17 protein-coding genes and 1 tRNA gene are annotated in these 18,026 nt (G+C 71.9%); 7 read left to right on the forward strand and 11 right to left on the reverse strand.

All coding sequences use genetic code 11. The features are described 5' to 3' along the window. Window positions 1-127 precede the first annotated feature (127 nt). The 5 genes from ACWGSR_RS03760 to ACWGSR_RS03780 form a co-directional block, all read right to left on the reverse strand. A complete protein-coding gene (locus tag ACWGSR_RS03760; protein ID WP_376231667.1) occupies window positions 128-1,594 on the reverse strand; it encodes a peptidoglycan D,D-transpeptidase FtsI family protein in 1,467 nt (488 codons plus the stop codon). Beyond that, window positions 1,591-3,015, reverse strand: a complete 1,425-nt coding sequence (locus ACWGSR_RS03765; protein ID WP_376231669.1) for an FtsW/RodA/SpoVE family cell cycle protein — start codon at window positions 3,013-3,015, stop codon at window positions 1,591-1,593. The genes ACWGSR_RS03760 and ACWGSR_RS03765 overlap by 4 nt, the downstream gene beginning before the upstream one ends. Window positions 3,016-3,040: 25 nt before the next feature. After that, window positions 3,041-4,534, reverse strand: a complete 1,494-nt coding sequence (locus ACWGSR_RS03770) for a Stp1/IreP family PP2C-type Ser/Thr phosphatase (RefSeq protein WP_453563294.1) — start codon at window positions 4,532-4,534, stop codon at window positions 3,041-3,043. Window positions 4,535-4,732: 198 nt separating this feature from the next. Continuing rightward, complete coding sequence (locus ACWGSR_RS03775; RefSeq protein WP_366373242.1) at window positions 4,733-5,254, reverse strand: FHA domain-containing protein FhaB/FipA; 522 nt, start codon at window positions 5,252-5,254, stop codon at window positions 4,733-4,735. Between the two features lie 10 nt (window positions 5,255-5,264). After that, entirely contained in the window at window positions 5,265-6,107 is an 843-nt protein-coding gene (locus tag ACWGSR_RS03780) for an FhaA domain-containing protein (protein WP_376231674.1), read from the reverse strand. A gap of 551 nt (window positions 6,108-6,658) precedes the next feature. Between ACWGSR_RS03780 and ACWGSR_RS03785 the strand changes: the two genes are divergently transcribed. The 3 genes from ACWGSR_RS03785 to ACWGSR_RS03795 all read left to right on the forward strand — a co-directional run bounded on the left by ACWGSR_RS03785 (window position 6,659) and on the right by ACWGSR_RS03795 (window position 9,485). Next, a tRNA-Leu gene (locus ACWGSR_RS03785) sits at window positions 6,659-6,745 on the forward strand. A gap of 256 nt (window positions 6,746-7,001) precedes the next feature. Further along, entirely contained in the window at window positions 7,002-8,789 is a 1,788-nt protein-coding gene (locus ACWGSR_RS03790) for a sensor histidine kinase (protein ID WP_453563297.1), read from the forward strand. Between the two features lie 36 nt (window positions 8,790-8,825). Next, window positions 8,826-9,485, forward strand: coding sequence for a response regulator transcription factor (locus ACWGSR_RS03795; protein WP_376231681.1), 660 nt, complete (start codon window positions 8,826-8,828; stop codon window positions 9,483-9,485). Between the two features lie 188 nt (window positions 9,486-9,673). Here the strand turns inward: ACWGSR_RS03795 and ACWGSR_RS03800 are convergent, their stop codons facing one another. Beyond that, entirely contained in the window at window positions 9,674-10,141 is a 468-nt protein-coding gene (locus ACWGSR_RS03800) for a MarR family winged helix-turn-helix transcriptional regulator (RefSeq protein ID WP_453563298.1), read from the reverse strand. 91 nt (window positions 10,142-10,232) lie between these two features. On the opposite strand from ACWGSR_RS03800, the gene ACWGSR_RS03805 reads away from it, so the two are divergent. The 4 genes from ACWGSR_RS03805 to ACWGSR_RS03820 all read left to right on the forward strand — a co-directional run bounded on the left by ACWGSR_RS03805 (window position 10,233) and on the right by ACWGSR_RS03820 (window position 14,254). Next, complete coding sequence (locus ACWGSR_RS03805; RefSeq protein WP_453563300.1) at window positions 10,233-11,375, forward strand: hypothetical protein; 1,143 nt, start codon at window positions 10,233-10,235, stop codon at window positions 11,373-11,375. 128 nt (window positions 11,376-11,503) lie between these two features. Continuing rightward, window positions 11,504-12,967, forward strand: coding sequence for a DUF2252 domain-containing protein (locus ACWGSR_RS03810; RefSeq protein WP_453563302.1), 1,464 nt, complete (start codon window positions 11,504-11,506; stop codon window positions 12,965-12,967). A gap of 70 nt (window positions 12,968-13,037) precedes the next feature. Continuing rightward, complete coding sequence (locus ACWGSR_RS03815; protein ID WP_376231835.1) at window positions 13,038-13,853, forward strand: hypothetical protein; 816 nt, start codon at window positions 13,038-13,040, stop codon at window positions 13,851-13,853. A 56-nt stretch (window positions 13,854-13,909) separates the two neighbouring features. Then, window positions 13,910-14,254: a rhodanese-like domain-containing protein gene (locus tag ACWGSR_RS03820; protein ID WP_376231691.1), complete on the forward strand. Its 345-nt coding sequence runs from the start codon at window positions 13,910-13,912 to the stop codon at window positions 14,252-14,254. Between the two features lie 49 nt (window positions 14,255-14,303). On the opposite strand, the gene ACWGSR_RS03825 is transcribed toward ACWGSR_RS03820, so the two are convergent. The 5 genes from ACWGSR_RS03825 to paaA are packed head-to-tail and all read right to left on the reverse strand — an operon-like array spanning window position 14,304 to window position 17,960. Beyond that, window positions 14,304-15,392, reverse strand: coding sequence for a 2Fe-2S iron-sulfur cluster-binding protein (locus tag ACWGSR_RS03825; RefSeq protein ID WP_453563303.1), 1,089 nt, complete (start codon window positions 15,390-15,392; stop codon window positions 14,304-14,306). Beyond that, complete coding sequence (paaD, locus tag ACWGSR_RS03830) at window positions 15,393-15,890, reverse strand: 1,2-phenylacetyl-CoA epoxidase subunit PaaD (RefSeq protein ID WP_376231696.1); 498 nt, start codon at window positions 15,888-15,890, stop codon at window positions 15,393-15,395. It lies immediately after the preceding gene. Beyond that, window positions 15,884-16,591, reverse strand: a complete 708-nt coding sequence (paaC, locus tag ACWGSR_RS03835; protein WP_453563645.1) for a 1,2-phenylacetyl-CoA epoxidase subunit PaaC — start codon at window positions 16,589-16,591, stop codon at window positions 15,884-15,886. Before paaC ends, paaD begins: the two co-directional genes overlap by 7 nt. Before the next feature lie 50 nt (window positions 16,592-16,641). Continuing rightward, a complete protein-coding gene (paaB, locus tag ACWGSR_RS03840) occupies window positions 16,642-16,929 on the reverse strand; it encodes a 1,2-phenylacetyl-CoA epoxidase subunit PaaB (protein WP_030206642.1) in 288 nt (95 codons plus the stop codon). Continuing rightward, window positions 16,926-17,960: a 1,2-phenylacetyl-CoA epoxidase subunit PaaA gene (gene paaA, locus ACWGSR_RS03845; RefSeq protein ID WP_453563306.1), complete on the reverse strand. Its 1,035-nt coding sequence runs from the start codon at window positions 17,958-17,960 to the stop codon at window positions 16,926-16,928. The genes paaB and paaA overlap by 4 nt, the downstream gene beginning before the upstream one ends. Window positions 17,961-18,026 lie beyond the last annotated feature (66 nt).

Raw genomic sequence — 18,026 nt, forward strand, 5'->3', positions numbered from 1 at the left:
TGTTCGCGCATACGCTACCGGCCCCGGGCAGGCGTTCCGCCCGGGGCCGGTAGCTGATACCCGACCGGTACCTGGCCCGTGTCGGGCCCTTACGGGGTCCTTACGGGGTTCCCGCCGGGTTCGGGGGTCAGCCCCGGGTCTTCAGGACCGCCTTCATCACGGCCTTCGCGATCGGGGCGGCCAGACCGCCACCGCTGATGTCCTCGCGGTTCGTGCCCGCCGAGTCCTCCACGATGACGGCGACCGCGACCGGGGAGCCCTCGGAGGTCTTCGCGTACGAGATGAACCAGGCGTAGGGACGCTTGGCGTTCTTCTCGCCGTGCTGGGCCGTGCCCGTCTTGCCGCCGACCTTCACGCCGTCCGTCTTCAGGTCGGCGTTGCCGCCGGTGCCGTTGGAGACGACGTTCTCCATCATCTGCTGGAGCTTCTGGGCGGTCTCCTGCGAGACCGGGCGGCTCATCTCCTCGGGCTCGTTCTTCTTGACCAGGTCGACGTTGGGCGCGCGCAGCTCGTCGATCATGTACGGCTTCATCAGCTTGCCGTCGTTGGCGATCGCCGCCGTGACCATCGCCATCTGGAGCGGGGTGGTCGCGGTGTTGAACTGGCCGATGGAGGAGAGCGCGTTGCCGCCCCGGTCGGCCCTCTTGTCGTAGACGGAGGCGACGGAGCGGACCGGGGTGTACTGCTCGGCGTTGAAGCCGAACTTCTCGGCCGTCTCGACCATCTTGTCGCGGCCGACGTCGTCGCCGAGCTTCGCGAAGACCGAGTTGCAGGAGATCTCCAGCGCCCGGTTCAGGCTGGCGTTCGCGCAGCCGCTGGCGTGGTTGACCATCTCCTTGGTGGAGAGGGGGATCTTCCAGCCCTCGGGGGTCTCGGTCGGCGCGTTGATGTCGGTGACCTTGCCGGCCTCCAGCGCGGCGGCGGCGGTGACGACCTTGAAGACGGAACCGGGCGGGTAGATCTCGCGGAGCGCCCTGTTCAGCTTCGGCTTGTTCTTGTCCTTCTCAAGGGCGATCCACGCCTTCTCGTCCTTGCCGGAGTAGCCGGCGATGGAGGAGGGGTCGTAGGAGGGCGTGGAGGCCATCGCCAGGATCTTGCCGGTCTTCGGCTCGATGGCGACGACGGCGCCGGTGTTGTTCCCGAGGCCCTCGAAGGCGGCCTTCTGCGCGGCGCCGTTCAGGGTGGTGACGACGTCGCCGCCCTTCCTCTTCTCGCCGGTGAACATGGCGAGGGTGCGGTCGAAGAAGAGCCGGTCGTCGTTGCCGGTGAGGATGCCGTCCTCGAGCTTCTCGATCTGGGTGGCGTCGTAGGCCTGCGAGGCGAAGCCGGTGACCGGGGCCCACATGGGGCCGTCGAGATAGGTCCGCTTGTACTTGTAGTACTCGTCCTTGGAGTCGACGGAGCCGGTGATCGGCTTGCCGTCGACGATGATGTTGCCGCGCTCGTTGGCGTACCGCTCGATCTGGACGCGCCGGTTGGAGGCGTGGGTGCTCAGTTCGTCGGCGCGGACGAACTGGATCCAGTTGTCCCGCACGAGCAGGGCGAGGACGAGCAGGCCGCAGAAGATCGCGACCCGGCGCAGCGGCTTGTTCACGGACGGACCACCTGGGTCATCTCGGCGTCGGGGGACGGGGCGGGCGCGGGCGCGGGACGGCGCGCGGTGTCGCTGATCCGGATCAGGATGCCGATCAGGGCCCAGTTGGCGATCACGGAGGAACCGCCGTACGCGAGGAACGGCATGGTCATGCCGGTGAGCGGGATGAGGCCCATCACACCGCCGGCGACCACGAAGATCTGGAGCGCGAAGGCGCCGGAGAGGCCCATCGCGAGCAGCTTGCCGAAGGGGTCGCGGGCGGCGAGGGCGGTACGGATGCCGCGCTCGACGATCAGGCCGTAGAAGAGCAGGAAGACCATCACACCGGTGAGGCCCAGCTCCTCGCCGACCGTGGCGAAGATGAAGTCGGAGTTGGCCGCGAAGCCGATCAGGTCGGAGTTGCCCTGGCCGAGGCCGGTGCCGAGGATGCCGCCGGAGCCGAAGGACATCAGCACCTGGGTCATCTGCTGACAGGCGGCGACGCCTTCCGTGGCACAGCCGAAGGGGTCGGCCCAGGCGTCGACACGGGCCTGCACGTGGCTCGCGAAGGACGCCACGCCCACCGCGCCCGCGACGGACATCAGGAGGCCCATGACGATCCAGCTGGTCCGCTCCGTCGCCACGTACAGCATGATCACGAACATGCCGAAGAACAGCAGCGAGGTGCCGAGGTCGTTCTCGAAGACCAGGATGAGGAGGCTGACCGCCCAGATCGTCAGGATCGGCCCGAGGTCGCGGCCGCGGGGCAGGTAGAGCCCCATGAAGCGGCGGCTGGCCAGGGCGAGCGCGTCGCGCTTCACCATGAGGTAGCCGGAGAAGAAGACCGCGAGGACGATCTTCGCGAACTCGCCCGGCTGGATCGAGAAGCCGGCGACCCGGATCCAGATCTTGGCGCCGAAGCTGTCCATGCCGAGGCCCGGCACGAGCGGCAGCAGCAGCAGGACGAGGGACACGACCATGGAGATGTACGTGTAGCGCTGGAGGACCCGGTGGTCCTTGAGCAGCAGCAGCACGCCCACGAACATGGCGATGCCGATCGCCGAGTACATCATCTGGCTGGGGGCGTCCGGGCTGAAGCTGCCGTACCGCCGCATCGAGGTGGCGATCAGCCGCGGCGACTGGTCGAGCCGCCAGATCAGCACCAGGCCCATGCCGTTCAGCAGCGTCGCGAGGGGCAGCAGCAGCGGGTCCGCGTACGGCGCCCACTTCCTCACCACCAGGTGCGCGACGCCCGCGAGGAGGGCGAGGCCGAGTCCGTACCCGAGCATGCCGGCCGGGACCTTGCCGTCGATGGCCAGACCGACGTTGAGGTACGCGAACACCGGGATGATGACGGCGAACGCGAGCAGCGCCAGCTCGGTGTTGCGGCGGCTCGGCGCCTCGATCGCGCCGATGGTGGTCGTATTGGTGACAACGCTCATGGTGGTGAAGGCCCCCTACGGGTGCTTACTGCTTGCCGCAGTTCGAGGCCAGCTTCTGCTCCTCCCCCGTGAGGGTGGGACCCGGGGACGGAGTGGCTGTGGTGGGCTTGGGGTCGGGGGCGGTGCCGTCGGGCTTCTGGGCCGGCGGCTTGCTGGCCTGGTCGGCGGCCTTCTCGGCGGCGGCGCGGCGCTCCTCGGTCTTCTTGCACGCGGAGGCCTGCACGGCCAGCTCGGAGACCTTCGTCCGGGCCTTGACGAGGCTGCCGCCCGCGATCGTGTCCTCGACCTGCTTCCGCTGGTAGGCGGGGAGGTACTTGAGTTCGATCTCGGGGTGGTCCTTCTCGACCTTCGACAGCGAGACCCACGCCAGGTCCTGGCTGATGCCCTGGTAGAGCGCCACGTGCTGGTCCTTGGACCCCACGAAGTACTGGGTCTGCGTCCAGCGCCAGCCGCCGTAGAGGCCGCCGCCGAGGAGGGCGAGGACCAGGAGGAGGAAGAAGGAGCGCTTGAGCCACTTGCGGCCCTTGCGCGGCTTGACGAAGTCGTCCTCGGTGTACGACTCGAAGGAGCCCTCCGGGGGCATCCCGTCGTAGCCGTAACCGTGGTCGTCGCCGCTGCCGGGCGGACCGAAGCCTCCGGCCGGGGGCTGCCGGTGGGAGGCGTGGCGGCCGAGCCCGGAGGCGCGGCCGGCCGGGGTCTGCATGGCCCCGCCGTCGTTGAGCTGGGCCTGGTTCTCGGCGACCGCGCCCACGATGACCGGGGTGTCGCTGAGGTGACCGGCGAGGGTGTCGCCGCCGTCGACGTCGAGGACGTCGGCGACGATCACCGTGATGTTGTCGGGACCGCCGCCGCGCAGCGCGAGCTGGATCAGCTCCTGCACGGTCTCCTGCGGGCCCTGGTAGCTGGCGAGGGTGTCCTCGAGGGTCTGGTGCGAGACCACGCCGGACAGGCCGTCGGAGCAGATCAGATAGCGGTCGCCGGCCCGGACCTCGCGGATGGAGAGGTCGGGCTCGACGTGGTCGCCGCTGCCGAGCGCGCGCATGAGGAGCGAGCGCTGCGGGTGGGTGGTGGCCTCTTCCTCGGTGATCCGGCCCTCGTCGACGAGCCGCTGGACCCAGGTGTGGTCCTGGGTGATCTGGGTGAGGACGCCGTCGCGGAGCAGGTAGGCGCGCGAGTCGCCGACGTGCACCAGACCGAGCCGCTGGCCGGTCCACAGGAGGGCGGTGAGCGTGGTGCCCATGCCCTCCAGCTGCGGGTCCTCCTCGACCATCATCCGCAGCTGGTCGTTGGCGCGCTGCACCGCCGTGCCGAGCGAGGTGAGGATGTCGGAGCCGGGGACGTCGTCGTCGAGCGTGACGAGGGTGGAGATCACCTCGGAGGAGGCGACCTCACCGGCGGCCTGGCCGCCCATGCCGTCGGCGATGGCGAGCAGCCGGGGACCGGCGTAGCCGGAGTCCTCGTTGCCCTCGCGGATCATGCCCTTGTGCGAGCCCGCGGCGAATCGCAGCGACAGAGTCATGCGCACCTGCCCTGTCGACGCTGCATCGGGGTACAGCCGGTCTCGACCCACACTGCCCACCCTCCGGTCGCTCCGGTCACTTCAGTCGCTCCGGACGCTTCAACCGCTCCGGCCACTCCGGCCGCGAGTGCGGCACGTCCCGCGACGGGGACCGTCCCGGCTCGCTCGCTCCGCTCGCGCCTCTTCATGATGCAGCCACTACTTCCGCAGCTCGATGACGGTCTTGCCGATGCGGATCGGCGCGCCCAGCGGAATCGGCGTGGCGGTGGTCAGACGGGACCGGTCGAGGTACGTGCCGTTGGTGGACCCGAGGTCCTCGACGATCCACTGGCCGTCCCGGTCCGGGTAGATCCGGGCGTGCCTGCTGGAGGCGTAGTCGTCGTCGAGGACGATCGTCGAATCGTGGGCCCGGCCCAGCGTGATCGTCTGGCCCTGGAGGGCGACGGTCGTGCCGGTGAGGGTGCCCTCGGAGACGACGAGCTTGGTCGGGGCGCCACGGCGCTGGCGACCGCCCGTGCTCTGCTGCTGGCCGCGCTGCTGCGGGGGCGCGGCGGCCTGGCGCGCGGCCTGTTGGGGCCGCGCCTCCTGGCGCCGCGAACCGCGCTGGGTGACCCGCGTACCGAAGAGGTCGCTGCGGATGACCTGCACGGCCACGATGACGAACAGCCACAGAACGGCCAGGAAACCCAACCGCATGACCGTAAGGGTCAGCTCTGACATTGCCCCCGCTTCACCCTTCGGCTTGCCGGTAAACGATGGTGGTGCTGCCCACGACGATCCGCGAGCCGTCGCGGAGCGTAGCGCGGGTGGTGTGCTGCCCGTCCACCACGATGCCGTTGGTGGATCCGAGATCCTGGATCGTCGGGGGCGTTCCGGTCCGGATCTCGCAGTGCCGGCGGGAGACGCCGGGATCGTCGATCCTCACGTCCGCGTCGGTGCTGCGGCCGAGGACCAGGGTCGGGCGCGAGATCTGGTGGCGGGTGCCGTTGATCTCGATCCAGCGGCGCACCTGGGTGCCCGCCCCGCCGTGGGTGGCGGGACCGGGCATGGCGCCGGGACGTCCCGCGGCGGCCGACGGCCGGTGGCCGGGCGCGCCGGGGGGCGGGGAGGCGGGCATGGGCGGGGCGCCGGCCGGGGGGTACCCATAGCCGTCGCGGCCCTGCTGCTGTCCGGCCGCGGGCGGCTGGGACTGTGACGTACTCGACGCCAGCGTGCGGCTGCGGACGCGGTACAGGCCGGTGTCGAGGTCCTCGGCCTTCTCCAGGTGGACCTTGATCGGCCCCATGAAGGTGTACCGCTGCTGCTTGGCGTAGTCCCTGACCAGGCCGGCGAGCTCGTCGCCGAGCTGGCCCGAGTAGGGGCTGAGACGCTCGTAGTCCGGCGTGCTCAGCTCGACGATGAAGTCGTTGGGCACGACGGTCCGCTCGCGGTTCCAGATCTGCGCGTTGTTGTCGCACTCGCGCTGGAGAGCGCCGGCGATCTCGACAGGCTGGACCTCGGACTTGAAGACCTTGGCGAAGGTGCCGTTGACCAGACCTTCGAGACGCTGCTCGAAACGCTTCAGGACTCCCATGGGGCACCTCCTCCGTCGTTGCCGTCCTGGTACTGCTTACTGATCGTATCCACGCGTCGGGAAATCGGCTGGTTCCCCTTCTCTGCCCTGTGGACGAGTGTCACCTCTCACAGGTTGCCCCCACGGATCGTAGAGGCGGCCTGTGGACAGTGTCCCGCACCCGGCTGTGGAAGTGGGGCGCGGTCCGGGGTCCGGGCGGTCCGTCCCCGTTCCTCCCGCGTTCCCCTCCCCGCTCCCGCTTCCCCCGCCCGTCCTCTTCCCCGCTCCCACCGCTCTTCCTCTTCCCCGGCTTCTCCCGCTCTTCCCCCGTCCGTCCTCTCCGGCGGTCCCTCCTCGTCCGACCGCTCGGCCCTCCCCTCCCCTCCTCCCTCCGTCCTCTCCGCTCCGGCCTACCCCCGTCCGTCCTCCTGTCACTCCCTCACCCTGGACACCTTGGTCTCCGCGAGTGGAGCCGAAACAACGGATGTGAATCCACGGTCTGCGACGTGCTAATCTTCTGATGTCGCCAGGCGCTCCCACCGAAAAGTGAGAGAGTCCGGAGCACACCCAATGCGCGGGTGGCGGAATAGGCAGACGCGCTGGATTCAGGTTCCAGTGCCCGAAAGGGCGTGGGGGTTCAACTCCCCCCTCGCGCACCAGGAGCATCGCTCCAGATGTACCGATGAGAAGGTCGGCACCATGAAGATGGTGTCGGCCTTCTCGCTTTTCCCGGCACCTGCCGGACGGGTGGTGTGAGGTACTCCACAGGTGGTCCTCCTCCTCTTCTTCCGTCTTCCTTGCCCTCGTTCTCGTCCGCTCGCACCCGCTCTTCGTGCCGGGTGCGAGACCTTCGTCGTGGGCGAGTGCGACGAAAGGGGGAAGGCCGGCGGTGGGACCGGTGCCTAGGGTGCGGGCGTGGACGCTTTGTCGAAGTCGGGGGACCGGGGTTCGTACGGGATCGGGGCCGCACTCGCCGCCGGGTGGGCCTGGTTCGCGGTGCCCGGACAGTGGTCGGGACGCAGGACCACCGGTGAGGTGGCGCTCGCCGTGGTCGTGGGGCTGCTCGCCGCCGGGACCGAGGAGCTGCTGGGCGGCGAGGGGTGGCGGTTGGCGGCGGTCGCCGCCGGTGCCGCCGTGCTGTCGCTGCTGCGACGGCGGCTCCCCGCGAGCGTGCTCGTCCTGACGGCGGCGCTCTCCCCCTTCGTCGCCGGGTTCGGCCCGCTGCTGATCGTGGCCGGCTGGTCGGCCGGCCGGTACATCGCGAGCGCCGGACGGGCGCTGGCCGCGTTCATCGCCGCCTTCGTCCTCGACGTCGGGGGGACGCTCCTGGACACCTGGGACCGGCAGCGGCTCTTCACCGTCGTCTTCATGGCGACCCTCTATTACCTGGGGACCACCCTGGCCCCCGGGCTCGCCCACCGCTACTGGACCCAGCGGCGGACCCTGCTGCACGCGCTCCAGGAGCGCAACGCCCAACTGCTGCGCGAGCGGACCATGGTGGTCTGGCAGGCGCGGCTGCGGGAACGGCAGCGCATCGCCCAGGACATGCACGACAGCCTCGGTCACCAACTGGCCCTGATCGCCGTGCACACGGGAGCCCTGGAGGTGGACCGGGAGCTGAGCGAGCGGCAGCGCGAGGTGGTCGGCGTCCTGCGGAACGCCTCGGTGACCGCGATGCACGAGCTGCGGGAGGTCGTCGGGATACTCCGCGACGGGGTCGGGGCGGCGAACGGGACCGCGGCGGCGCCCGCGCCCGCCGGGGACGAGACGGGGAGGGCGGCCCGGGGGATCGCCGGCATCGAGGGGCTCGTGGCGGCGGCCCGTGCGGCCGGCACCGAGGTCGGGCTGCGGCGGACGGGGGAGGAGCGGCCGCTCGCGCCGGCGGCCGACCACGCCGCGTACCGGATCGCGCAGGAGGCCCTGACCAACGCCTACAAGTACGCCCCGGGAGCGCCGATCGGCGTCGAACTGCGGTACGAGCCGGACGCCTTCGTGGTGGAGGTCGTCAACGAGGAGCCGGCGGACGGGCCCGCCGAGGACATGGTGAGCGGTGGTCAGGGGCTGACCGGCCTCGTCGAGCGGGCCCGGCTGGTGGGCGGCATGTGCCACGCGGGGCCGGCCGACGGCGGCGGGTTCCGGGTGGCCGGGATGCTGCCGTACGGGGCGGCGCCGGTCGCGGAGGCGGTGCCTTTGGTCGATGCGGCCGACGACTTCCGGCAGCAGACCACGGAACCGCTGGTGGGAGACGGTCGTCCGGTAGTGGCCGGACCGGCCGACTGGACTTTCACCGAGCGGGAGTTGGCGATGGCGATGCGTGGGGGCAGGGGCGCGAGCACGGGCAGGGGGGTCGCGCTGGGATGCGGGATCGCGTTCGGGGCGCTCGTCCTGCTTCTGGTGGCGGGGGGCTTCGGCCTCTACTTCCTGATCGGGTCGCTGGAGAAGGGGATGATCGAGCCCGCGGAGTACGAGGCGGTGAAGGTCGGGGCGAGCGAGCAGGAGGTCCGTGCCCAACTGCCCTCCGGCGACTCGATAGCCACGGTCGGCCTCCAGGGCTCGGGGCCCGCGCGGCCGGAAGGATCCGAGTGCCTGATGCTGCTGTCCTCGGAGACGAGCGAGAGCTGGGACGAGGAGCCCGTTTTCCGGTTCTGCTTCAAGGACGGCAAGCTGATCGAGAAGAAGTCGTACATGGCCGAGCAGCGGTAGCGCGGCCGCTCGTACCGGAGCCGTGGGGGAGAAGCTGTGGCAGGGCAGCCCATCAGGGTCGTGATCGCCGACGACGAGCCGCTGATCAGGGCCGGGATCCGGATGATCCTCATCTCGGACCCCGGGATCCAGGTCGTCGGGGAGGCGGCCGACGGGCGGGCGGCGGTCGAGGCGGCACGGGCGCACGCCGCCGACGTGGTGCTGCTCGACATCCAGATGCCGGTCCTCGACGGGCTCTCGGCGCTGCCGGAGCTGCGGCGGGCGGCGCCCGCGGCCCGGGTCATCATCCTGACGACCTTCGGCGAGCGGGAGAACGTCCTGCGGGCGCTGGAGCACGGGGGTGCCGGGTTCCTGCTGAAGGACACGGCGCCCGCGGAGCTGATCGGGGCGGTGCGGGCCGCTGCGGCGGGCGACGCGTACCTGTCGCCCGCGGCGACCCGGCACGTGGTGGAGCGGCTCGCCAAGGGGCGGGAGGCGGCCCGCGCCGAGGAGGCCCGGGGGCGGGTGGCGGCGCTGAGCGAGAAGGAGCGGGACGTCCTGGCGCTGCTCGGGGAGGGGCTCTCCAACGCGGACGCGGGGAAGCGGCTGCACATGAGCGAGGGCACGGTGAAGACGTACGTGAGCCGGATCCTGGCCAAGCTGGACTGCGAGAACCGGGTCCAGGCGGCGCTGCTCGCGCGGGACGCGGGGCTGTAGGGGGGGGCGACGGGGTCGGCCGGGACCGGGACCGGGACCGGGTCTGGAACGTGGGCCGGATCTGGAACCTGGGCTGGGTCTGGAACCTGGATCGGGTCTGGAACCTGGGGCTGGGGCTGGGGACGGGGCAGGAACCGGGCGGGGACGGGGCGGCGCGGGGTCTGGGGCGCGGGGGCGTGGGGCCCGGGTCAGCTCGCGGGGTGGTCCGGGAGGCCGCTCGCGCCGGCGTCGTTGTAGCGCAGGAGGTACGCGGCGAAGTGGGCCAGGTCCTCGGCGGACCAGTCCTTGAGGCGCTCCTGGTAGGCCGCCTGGCGGTTCGTCCGGGCCGAGGCGAGGACCTTCGTGCCCGCCTCCGTGGCGTGCAGGACCTGCACGCGGTGGTCGTCGGGGGCCGGGCGGCGCTCCACGAAGCCGAGCTTCTCCAGGCCCGCGAGCTGGCGGCTGACCGTCGACTTGTCCAGCAGGTAGTGGGCCGCGAGATCGGTGGCGCGGCAGCCGTGCCGCTCTTCGATGTGGGCGAGGAGCGTGTACGAGACGAGCGGGAGCTCGGGATGGACCCGGGCCGCCGCGGCACGGGCCCGGCGGGCGAAGGCCGTCAGCTCGCGCTGGATGACGTCCAGGGACGCCTTACGGGGTGGTTCCACGCCGCCGGTCATGGGGGCTCCCTCGTCGTCGTGCGGGCGCTGTTCGCCCACCACGGCCTTTCGGTTGTATAGTACAACGGTTCCTTAGTTGTAAAAGCCAACCATGGAGGTCTCGGTGTCCGCAGGACCGAACACCAGGGGAGCGTTGAAGCACGTCCTCGGTCATCTGCTCACCCCCCTGCTGATGTGCGTCGGCATGGGACTCGCCTATCTCGGCGCCTTCCACGCCCCCGAACCCCACGATCTGCGCGTCGACGTCGTCGGCTCGGGGCCCACGACCCAGGTCCTCGCCCAGTCGCTCCAGGACAAGGGAGCGGGCGCCCTCGACGTCCGTACCGTCGCCGACCGGGAGACGGCCGTCACCGCGCTTCGCGAGCAGCACAGCTTCGGCGCCTACGTGCCGGGCGAGAAGCCCGAACTCCTCGTCGCCTCGGGCTCCTCCGACACCAGCGCCATGGCCGTCGAGAAGGTGTTCACCAAGGTCGCCGCCGCGCAGGGCGCCCCGCTCGAGGTCACCGACGTCGCCCCCACCGCCTCCGGCGACCCCACCGGCCAGGGCGTCTTCTTCCTCCTGGTCGCCCTCAGCATCGGCGCGTACGCCTCGGTCGCCGTCATCGGCGGCGCCGGAGCCGTCCTGCCCATGCGGATCAGGGTCCTTCTCGCCGCCGGCATGTCGTTCGTCGTCAGCCTGATCGGCACCCTCTTCGCCGGGCCGGTCTTCCACCTGGTCGACCGGGGGCTCGGCGGGGTCTGGGCGATGTCCTGGCTGTACGCGGCGGGCATCCTGCTGGTCGGCGTCGGTCTGCACACCTTCCTGCGCCGCTGGACCACGCTCGGCGTGATGGTCCTCTTCGTCATGCTCAACTTCACGAGCTCCGGGGGCATTTACCGGCCCGAGCTCCAGCCCGGCTTCTTCGGCGCCCTGCACGCCTTCTGGAACGGCGCGGGCTTCGTCGAGGGCGTGCGCTCCCACGTGTACTTCGACGGCCACGCCCTCGGCGGGAACGTCCTCGTCCTCGCCCTCTGGTTCCTCGTCGGCGCCGCCCTCGTGACCGTCGCGGGCCTCGCGGAGGCGCGGCGCGCGAAGCAGGCCGCGGGGGCGTCCGTCGCCGGGTCTTCCACCGGGTCTTCCGCCGGGCCTTCTGCCGCGTCCGCTGGCGGGTCCTCAGGTGGGTCCGTCGTCGGGTCCTCCGAGGAGGAGAAGGCCGAGGCAGAGGAGGAGATGGAGGAGGCCGTCGCGGTCTGAGTCCCGCCCGGTCCCCACGTCGGGGAGTTGTCCACAGGTGCTCGTCCACAGGGGGAGACGGCCGATCGGCGGCGGGGGTACCGTCAGGGCCGAACGAGGACGAGCATCGCATCGGGGGAGGGCGTCCCATGGACGTGATCACGGCTGTCGTGCCGGAACAGCGCGGTACGGGCGGGGTGGCGCCGGACGTGGAGCGCGTCCCGCACGTGCCGGGATTCGCGCGCCGGGCGGCCGCGGGGACCGGTTCCTCCCTCAAGGAGCGGGGCAGGGCGCTGCGCGAGCGGGTCCCCCGCTCCTCGCACGTCCGGCAGGACGTCGTCGCCGACCGTCCGGACGCCGTCCGCGCCGTCGAGGAGTCGAACTTCGGCCGGGTCCCCGGGCTCACGCCGATACGGGTCGGCAGGATGGCGGCGAGCCCGTTCGCCTTCCTGCGCGGATCCGCCGGACTGATGGCCCAGGACCTCGTCGGGACCCCCGTCACCGGGATCGCCGCGCAGATATGCGGCGACGCGCACGCCGCCAACTTCGGCCTCTACGGGGACGCGCGCGGCCGGCTCGTCATGGACCTCAACGACTTCGACGAGACCGTCGTCGGCCCCTGGGAGTGGGACCTCAAGCGGCTCGCCACCTCCCTCGTGCTCGCCGGACGGGAGGTCGGCGCGAGCGAGGAGGTCTGCCGGGCCGCCGCCTTCGACGCCGTCGGCGCCTACCGGCGCACCATGCGCCTGCTCGCCCGGCTCCCCGCCGCCGACGCCTGGAACGCGATCGCCGACGAGGAACTCGTCTCCCACGCCGACGCACACGATCTCCTCGGCATCCTGGAGAAGGTCTCCACCAAGGCCCGCAACAACACCAGCGCCCGGTTCGCCGCCCGGTCGACCGAGGCCGTGGCGGACGCCGAGGGCGGCGGCCGCAGGTTCGTCGACGCCCCTCCGGTGCTGCGGAGGGTCCCGGACGCCGAGGCGGCCCTGGTGGCCGCCTCCCTCGGGACCTATCTGGAGACCGTGTCCGAGGACCGGCTGCCGCTCCTCGCGCGGTACGCCGTCCACGACGTGGCCTTCCGGGTGGTCGGCACCGGCAGCGTCGGCACCCGCTCCTATGTCGTCCTGCTCCTCGACCACCGGGGCGAGCCGCTGGTGCTCCAGGTCAAGGAGGCCAGGCCCTCGGCCCTGCTCCCCCACCTCCCGGCCGCCGGCTTCCCGGTGGGGGACGCGGGCCACGAGGGGAGGCGCGTGGTGATCGGGCAGAAGCGGATGCAGGTCGTCAGCGACATCCTGCTCGGCTGGACCACGGTCGAGGGGCGCCCGTTCCAGGTGCGTCAGTTCCGCAACCGCAAGGGCAGCGTCGATCCCGCCGCGCTCGGCGCCGACCAGGTCGACGACTACGGGCGGATGACCGGCGCCCTGCTCGCCCGCGCCCACGCCCACAGCGCCGACCCGCGCCTGATAGCCGGATACTGCGGCAAGAACGAGGAGCTGGACGAGGCCGTCGCCTCCTTCTCCGTCGCGTACGCGGACCGCACCACGGCCGATCACGCCGACCTGCTCTCCGCCGTCCGTTCCGGGCGCGTGGCGGCCGAGCTCGGCGTCTGACTCCCGCGCGGGGGCCGGTGCTCCGGCCCCTTACGCTGGGAGGGTGACGAGCCGGAGCGAGGACAGCGACGTGGACCAGGGCCTGGAGCAGGGAGCGGAAGCCGGGGGCGACGAGCGGCCCGAGGCGCGGCTCGAACGTGCCGTGCGGGTGGCCGAGCAGGCGCTGATCGAGTTCGAGATCGCCGTCGAGACCTTCCGGGTCGAGGTGGAGAACTTCTCCCGGCTGCACCACCAGAAGCTCGGCCCGATGTACGCGCGGCTCGACGAGCTGGAGGCGCTGATCGCCGAGGCCCGTGCGGCGCGCACCGGCGATCCCGAGGACCTGCGGCGGGCCCAGGAGGCCCGGGCGACCGTCATGCCGATGCCCGGGGTGGAGGAGCTGTTCCACGACTGGATCGACACCGACGGCCTCTCCCCCGAGGCGGCGGCCATGCTCACCGAGCGGCCGGTCCAGCCGCCGAAGCGGGTCAGGCCCAGCGAGGAGGCCCGCAGGCTCTACCGCGAGCTGGCCCGCAGGGCCCACCCCGACCTGGCCCGCGAGGAGGGCGAGCGGAAGCGGCGCGAGGAGTTCATCACCCGGGTGAACGCCGCCTACGCCCGCGGCGACGAGGGGCTGCTGCGCGAGCTGTCCGCCGAGTGGGAGGCCGGTCCGGCACCGGCCGAGGAGCGGCTCAGCGAGAGCGAGGAGCTGTACGCGCGCCTGGAGTGGCTGGCGGAGCGCAAGGACATGCTGTCGGCGCTGGCGCGCGAGCTGGAGGAGAGCGCGATCGGCGCGATGCTGCGGATGGCGCCGGACGACCCGGACCGGCTCCTGGAAGAGATCGCGGAGCAGCTGCTCGCGCAGGTCTCCGAGCGGGAGACCGAGCTGTCCGGTCTGGTGCAGTAGGTTTTTCCGTGCGCCCGAGCCCCTTCGGGCGGTTCTGACGAGAGAAGGCCGGTCCCATGAATTTCTCCCCGCTGCCCTCGGTGGACGCGGCTTCCGTGCCGGCCGATGCCCTGGTGCTGGACGTCAGGGAGGACAACGAGTGGGCGGCCGGTCACGTCGAGGGCGCGGTGCACGTGCCGATGAGCGACTTCGTGGCCCGCTTCGGCGAGGTCACGGAGTCCCTGGCCGAGCACGGCCGGGCCTATGTGATGTGCCGGGTGGGCGGCCGGTCGGCGCAGGTCACGCAGTACCTGGTCCAGCAGGGCTTCGACGCGGTGAACATCGACGGCGGGATGATCGCCTGGGACGGCGCCGGGCGTCCGATGGTGACGGATAACGGCGCCCAGGCGTTCGTCCTCTGATCCCTCCCGGCCCCCGCGCCGTTCTCCCGTTCCCTCCGGGCCGGCCCCGTCAGCGGTCGAAGTCCAGCTCCACGTCGGCGGTGGTGGGGCGGGACTGGCAGGCCAGGACGTAACCTGCCTCCGTCTCGTCCGGCTCCAGGGCGAAGTTGCGGTCCATCCGCACCTCACCGCCGACCACGAAGGCCCGGCAGGTGCCGCACACCCCGCCCTTGCAGGCGTACGGGGCGTCCGCGCGGGCGCGGAGCACGGTGTCCAGGAGGGTCTCGCCCCGCTCCACCGGCCAGGTGCCGGACCGGCCGTGCAGGGTCGCGGTCAGGGTGGCGTGCGCGGGGGCGTCGGCCGCCGGGGCGGCCGCGGGCGCGGAGCCGTCGTCGACGTGGAAGATCTCCTGGTGGACCCGGCTCCGGTCGACACCCAGGTCGCGCAGCGCCCGCTCGGCGCCCTGCACGAGCCCGAACGGGCCGCACAGGAACCAGCCGTCGACATCGCCGACCGGCAGCAGCGCGGGAAGCAGCCCGGCGAGCCGCTCGCGGTCGAGCCGGCCCGACGGAAGACCCGCCTGCTGCTCCTCCCGGGAGAGCACGGTGACGAGCTGGAAGCGCCCGGGGTAGCGGTCCTTGAGGTCGGCCACCTCGTCCAGGAACATCGTGGACGCGGCGGTGCGGTCGCTCCGGACCAGGCAGAACCGGGCCCCCGGTTCGCGGGCGAGCAGGGTGGCCGCCATCGAGAGCACCGGGGTGATGCCGCTGCCGCCGACGACGGACGCGAAGTAGCCGGGGCGCGGGGCGAGCGTGAAGCGGCCCGTCGGCTCCATGACCTCGACGAGGTCGCCCACGGCCAGTTCCTTGAGCGCGTACGTCGAGAACGCGCCGCCGTCCACGAGCCGGATGCCGACGCGCAGGACGGGCGGCTCGCCGGCCGGGGCGGCGGGGGCGCAGATCGAGTACGTGCGCCGGACCTCCTCGCCCCGCTCGCCGGTGCGCCGCAGCGCGAGGTGCTGGCCGGGCAGGTGCCGGTACGTCTCGTGGAGCTCGGGCGGGACCGCGAAGGTGACGGCCACGGAGTCGTCCGTGAGCCGCTCGACCTCGCTCACCGCGAGCGGATGGAACCCGGCCCGTCCCGCGCCTGAGGACACCATCTACAGCTCCTTGAAGTGGTCGAACGGTTCGAGGCAGGCGGTGCAGCGGCGCAGGGCCTTGCACGCGGTGGAGGAGAAGCGGCTCAGGAGCTCGGTGTCGGTGGAGCCGCAGTGCGGGCAGCGGATCGCCAGCGTCAGTGGCACCGGGCCGCCGGCCGGGCCCTGCGGGCGCGGCGGGGCGATGCCGAACTCGGTGAGCTTGCGCCGCCCCTCCTCGCTGATGTCGTCGGTGGACCAGGCGGGGGTGAGGACCGTGACGACGGAGACCTCCGGGACCCCGTGGTCGTGGAGCGCGCGCTCGATGTCCGAGGACATGGCCTCGATCGCGGGGCAGCCCGTGTACGTAGGGGTGAGGGTGACCTCGACCCGGCCGGGGCCGGTGACGTGGACGCCCCGCATCACGCCCAGCTCCTCCAGGGTGAGGACGGGCAGCTCCGGGTCGGGGACGGAGCCGGCGACCCGGCTCAGCTCCTCCTCCAGGGCCGTCATGGTCACCACGACGCCCCCGGGTGGCTGCGGTGCAGGTGCTGCATCTCGGCCAGCATCCGCCCGAAGGACTCGGTGTGCAGGCCCTGCCGGCCCGCGCCCGCGCTCCAGGCGCCGGTGCGCGGCCCGGAGGGCACGTCGAGCGTGGCCCTGCCGAGGACGTCCGTCACCGACTCCAGCCAGGTGCTCTCCAGGGCCGTGTGGTCCACGTCGAGCCCCTCGACCGGCTGGAACAGCTCGCCGGTGTACCGCCACAGGGCCTCGCAGGCCCGGCTCATCCGCCCGTGGCTCTCGGGGGTGCCGTCGCCGAGGCGCAGCGTCCAGTGCTCGGCGTGGTCCCGGTGGTAGGCGACCTCCTTGACGGCCTTCGCCGCGAGGCCGGCGAAGGGCCCGTCGCCGGAGGCCAGCCGCCCGTACAGCAGGTGCTGGTAGGTGGAGAAGTAGAGCTGCCGGGCGATGGTGTGGGCGAAGTCGCCGTTCGGCTGCTCGACGAGCTGGACGTTCCGGAAGGAGCGCTCCTCCCTGAGGTAGGCCAGTTCGTCCTCGTCGCCGACGAGGGAGAGCAGGACGCGGGCCTGGCCGAGCAGGTCGAGCGCGATGTTGGCCAGGGCGACCTCCTCCTCCAGGACGGGGGCGGAGCCGGCCCACTCCCCCAGGCGGTGGGAGAGGACCAGGGCGTCGTCGCCGAGGGCGAGGGCCGCGCCGATGGGCACGGCGGCGGCGCCTTCGCGGGTGCCGGCGCCCTCGCGGATGTCGGGGGTGCTCACAGGTGCTTCACCCCCTCCGGGATCTCGTAGAACGTCGGGTGGCGGTAGGGCTTGTCCGCCGCCGGGTCGAAGAAGGGGTCCTTCTCGTCGGGCGAGGAGGCGGTGATCGCCGCGGAGGGCACGACCCAGATCGAGACGCCCTCGCTCCTGCGGGTGTACAGGTCGCGGGCGTTGCGCAGGGCCATCTCCGCGTCGGGCGCGTGGAGACTGCCCGCGTGGGTGTGGGACAGTCCGCGGCGCGAGCGCACGAACACCTCCCACAGCGGCCAACCGTCGCTCGTCATGCCTGTGCCTTCCCGTTGTTCCCGCCGGTGTGCTTGTCCGCGTAGGCCGCCGCCGCTTCCCTGACCCAGGCGCCGTCCTCGTGGGCCTGGCGCCGCCTGCTCAGCCGCTGGTCGTTGCAGGGGCCGTTCCCCTTGAGGACGTCCCAGAACTCGGTCCAGTCGATCGGCCCGAAGTCGTAGTGCCCGCGCTCCTCGTTCCACCGCAGGTCCGGGTCGGGGAGGGTGAGGCCGAGCGCGTCGGCCTGCGGTGCGGCGATGTCGACGAAGCGCTGCCGCAGCTCGTCGTTGGAGTGGCGCTTGATCTTCCAGGCCATCGCCTGGGCGGTGTGGGTCGACTCGTCGTCCGGCGGGCCGAACATCATCAGCGAGGGCCACCACCAGCGGTTCACCGCGTCCTGCGCCATGGCGTGCTGGGCCTCGGTGCCGTTCGACAGGGCGAGCAGCGCCTCGTACCCCTGCCGCTGGTGGAAGGACTCCTCCTTGCAGACCCGGACCATCGCGCGGGCGTACGGGCCGTAGGAGCAGCGGCACAGGGGGACCTGGTTGGTGATCGCGGCGCCGTCCACCAGCCAGCCGATCGCGCCGACGTCGGCCCAGGTCAGCGTGGGGTAGTTGAAGATCGAGGAATACTTCTGGCGGCCGGAGTGGAGCTTGTCGAGCAGCTCGTCCCGGCTGGTGCCGAGGGTCTCCGCCGCGCTGTACAGGTAGAGGCCGTGGCCGGCCTCGTCCTGCACCTTGGCCATCAGGATCGCCTTGCGGCGCAGCGAGGGCGCGCGGGTGATCCAGTTCGCCTCGGGCTGCATGCCGATGATCTCGGAGTGGGCGTGCTGCGCGATCTGCCGGACGAGCGAGGCGCGGTAGGCCTCGGGCATCCAGTCGCGCGGCTCGATGCGCTCGTCGGCGGCGACGGCGGCGTCGAACACGGCCTCGTGGGCGGCCGCCTCCACCGCGGCCGCGTCCGCCGCGCCGGTCGTGCCCGCGCCGCCCGCCGTGCTCGCGGTCCCTGCCGTTCCTGCCGTCACTGCGGTCATCAGATCCCCTACCGACCGATCGTTCGGTTCATTGGCTTCAATGGTGAGACGGCGGCCCGTATGGTG

It is taken from the genome of Streptomyces sp. NPDC055632, from assembly GCF_053618675.1.

Coding starts and splice junctions, on each gene's coding strand:
- ACWGSR_RS03765 (WP_376231669.1), bottom strand. CDS start 3,015: ATGAGCGTTGTCACCAATACGACCACCATCGGCGCGATCGAGGCGCCG.
- ACWGSR_RS03770 (WP_453563294.1), bottom strand. CDS start 4,534: ATGACTCTGTCGCTGCGATTCGCCGCGGGCTCGCACAAGGGCATGATC.
- ACWGSR_RS03775 (WP_366373242.1), bottom strand. CDS start 5,254: ATGTCAGAGCTGACCCTTACGGTCATGCGGTTGGGTTTCCTGGCCGTT.
- ACWGSR_RS03780 (WP_376231674.1), bottom strand. CDS start 6,107: ATGGGAGTCCTGAAGCGTTTCGAGCAGCGTCTCGAAGGTCTGGTCAAC.
- ACWGSR_RS03800 (WP_453563298.1), bottom strand. CDS start 10,141: ATGACCGGCGGCGTGGAACCACCCCGTAAGGCGTCCCTGGACGTCATC.
- ACWGSR_RS03805 (WP_453563300.1), top strand. CDS start 10,233: ATGGAGGTCTCGGTGTCCGCAGGACCGAACACCAGGGGAGCGTTGAAG.
- ACWGSR_RS03810 (WP_453563302.1), top strand. CDS start 11,504: ATGGACGTGATCACGGCTGTCGTGCCGGAACAGCGCGGTACGGGCGGG.
- ACWGSR_RS03820 (WP_376231691.1), top strand. CDS start 13,910: ATGAATTTCTCCCCGCTGCCCTCGGTGGACGCGGCTTCCGTGCCGGCC.
- ACWGSR_RS03825 (WP_453563303.1), bottom strand. CDS start 15,392: ATGGTGTCCTCAGGCGCGGGACGGGCCGGGTTCCATCCGCTCGCGGTG.
- paaB (WP_030206642.1), bottom strand. CDS start 16,929: ATGACGAGCGACGGTTGGCCGCTGTGGGAGGTGTTCGTGCGCTCGCGC.
- paaA (WP_453563306.1), bottom strand. CDS start 17,960: ATGACCGCAGTGACGGCAGGAACGGCAGGGACCGCGAGCACGGCGGGC.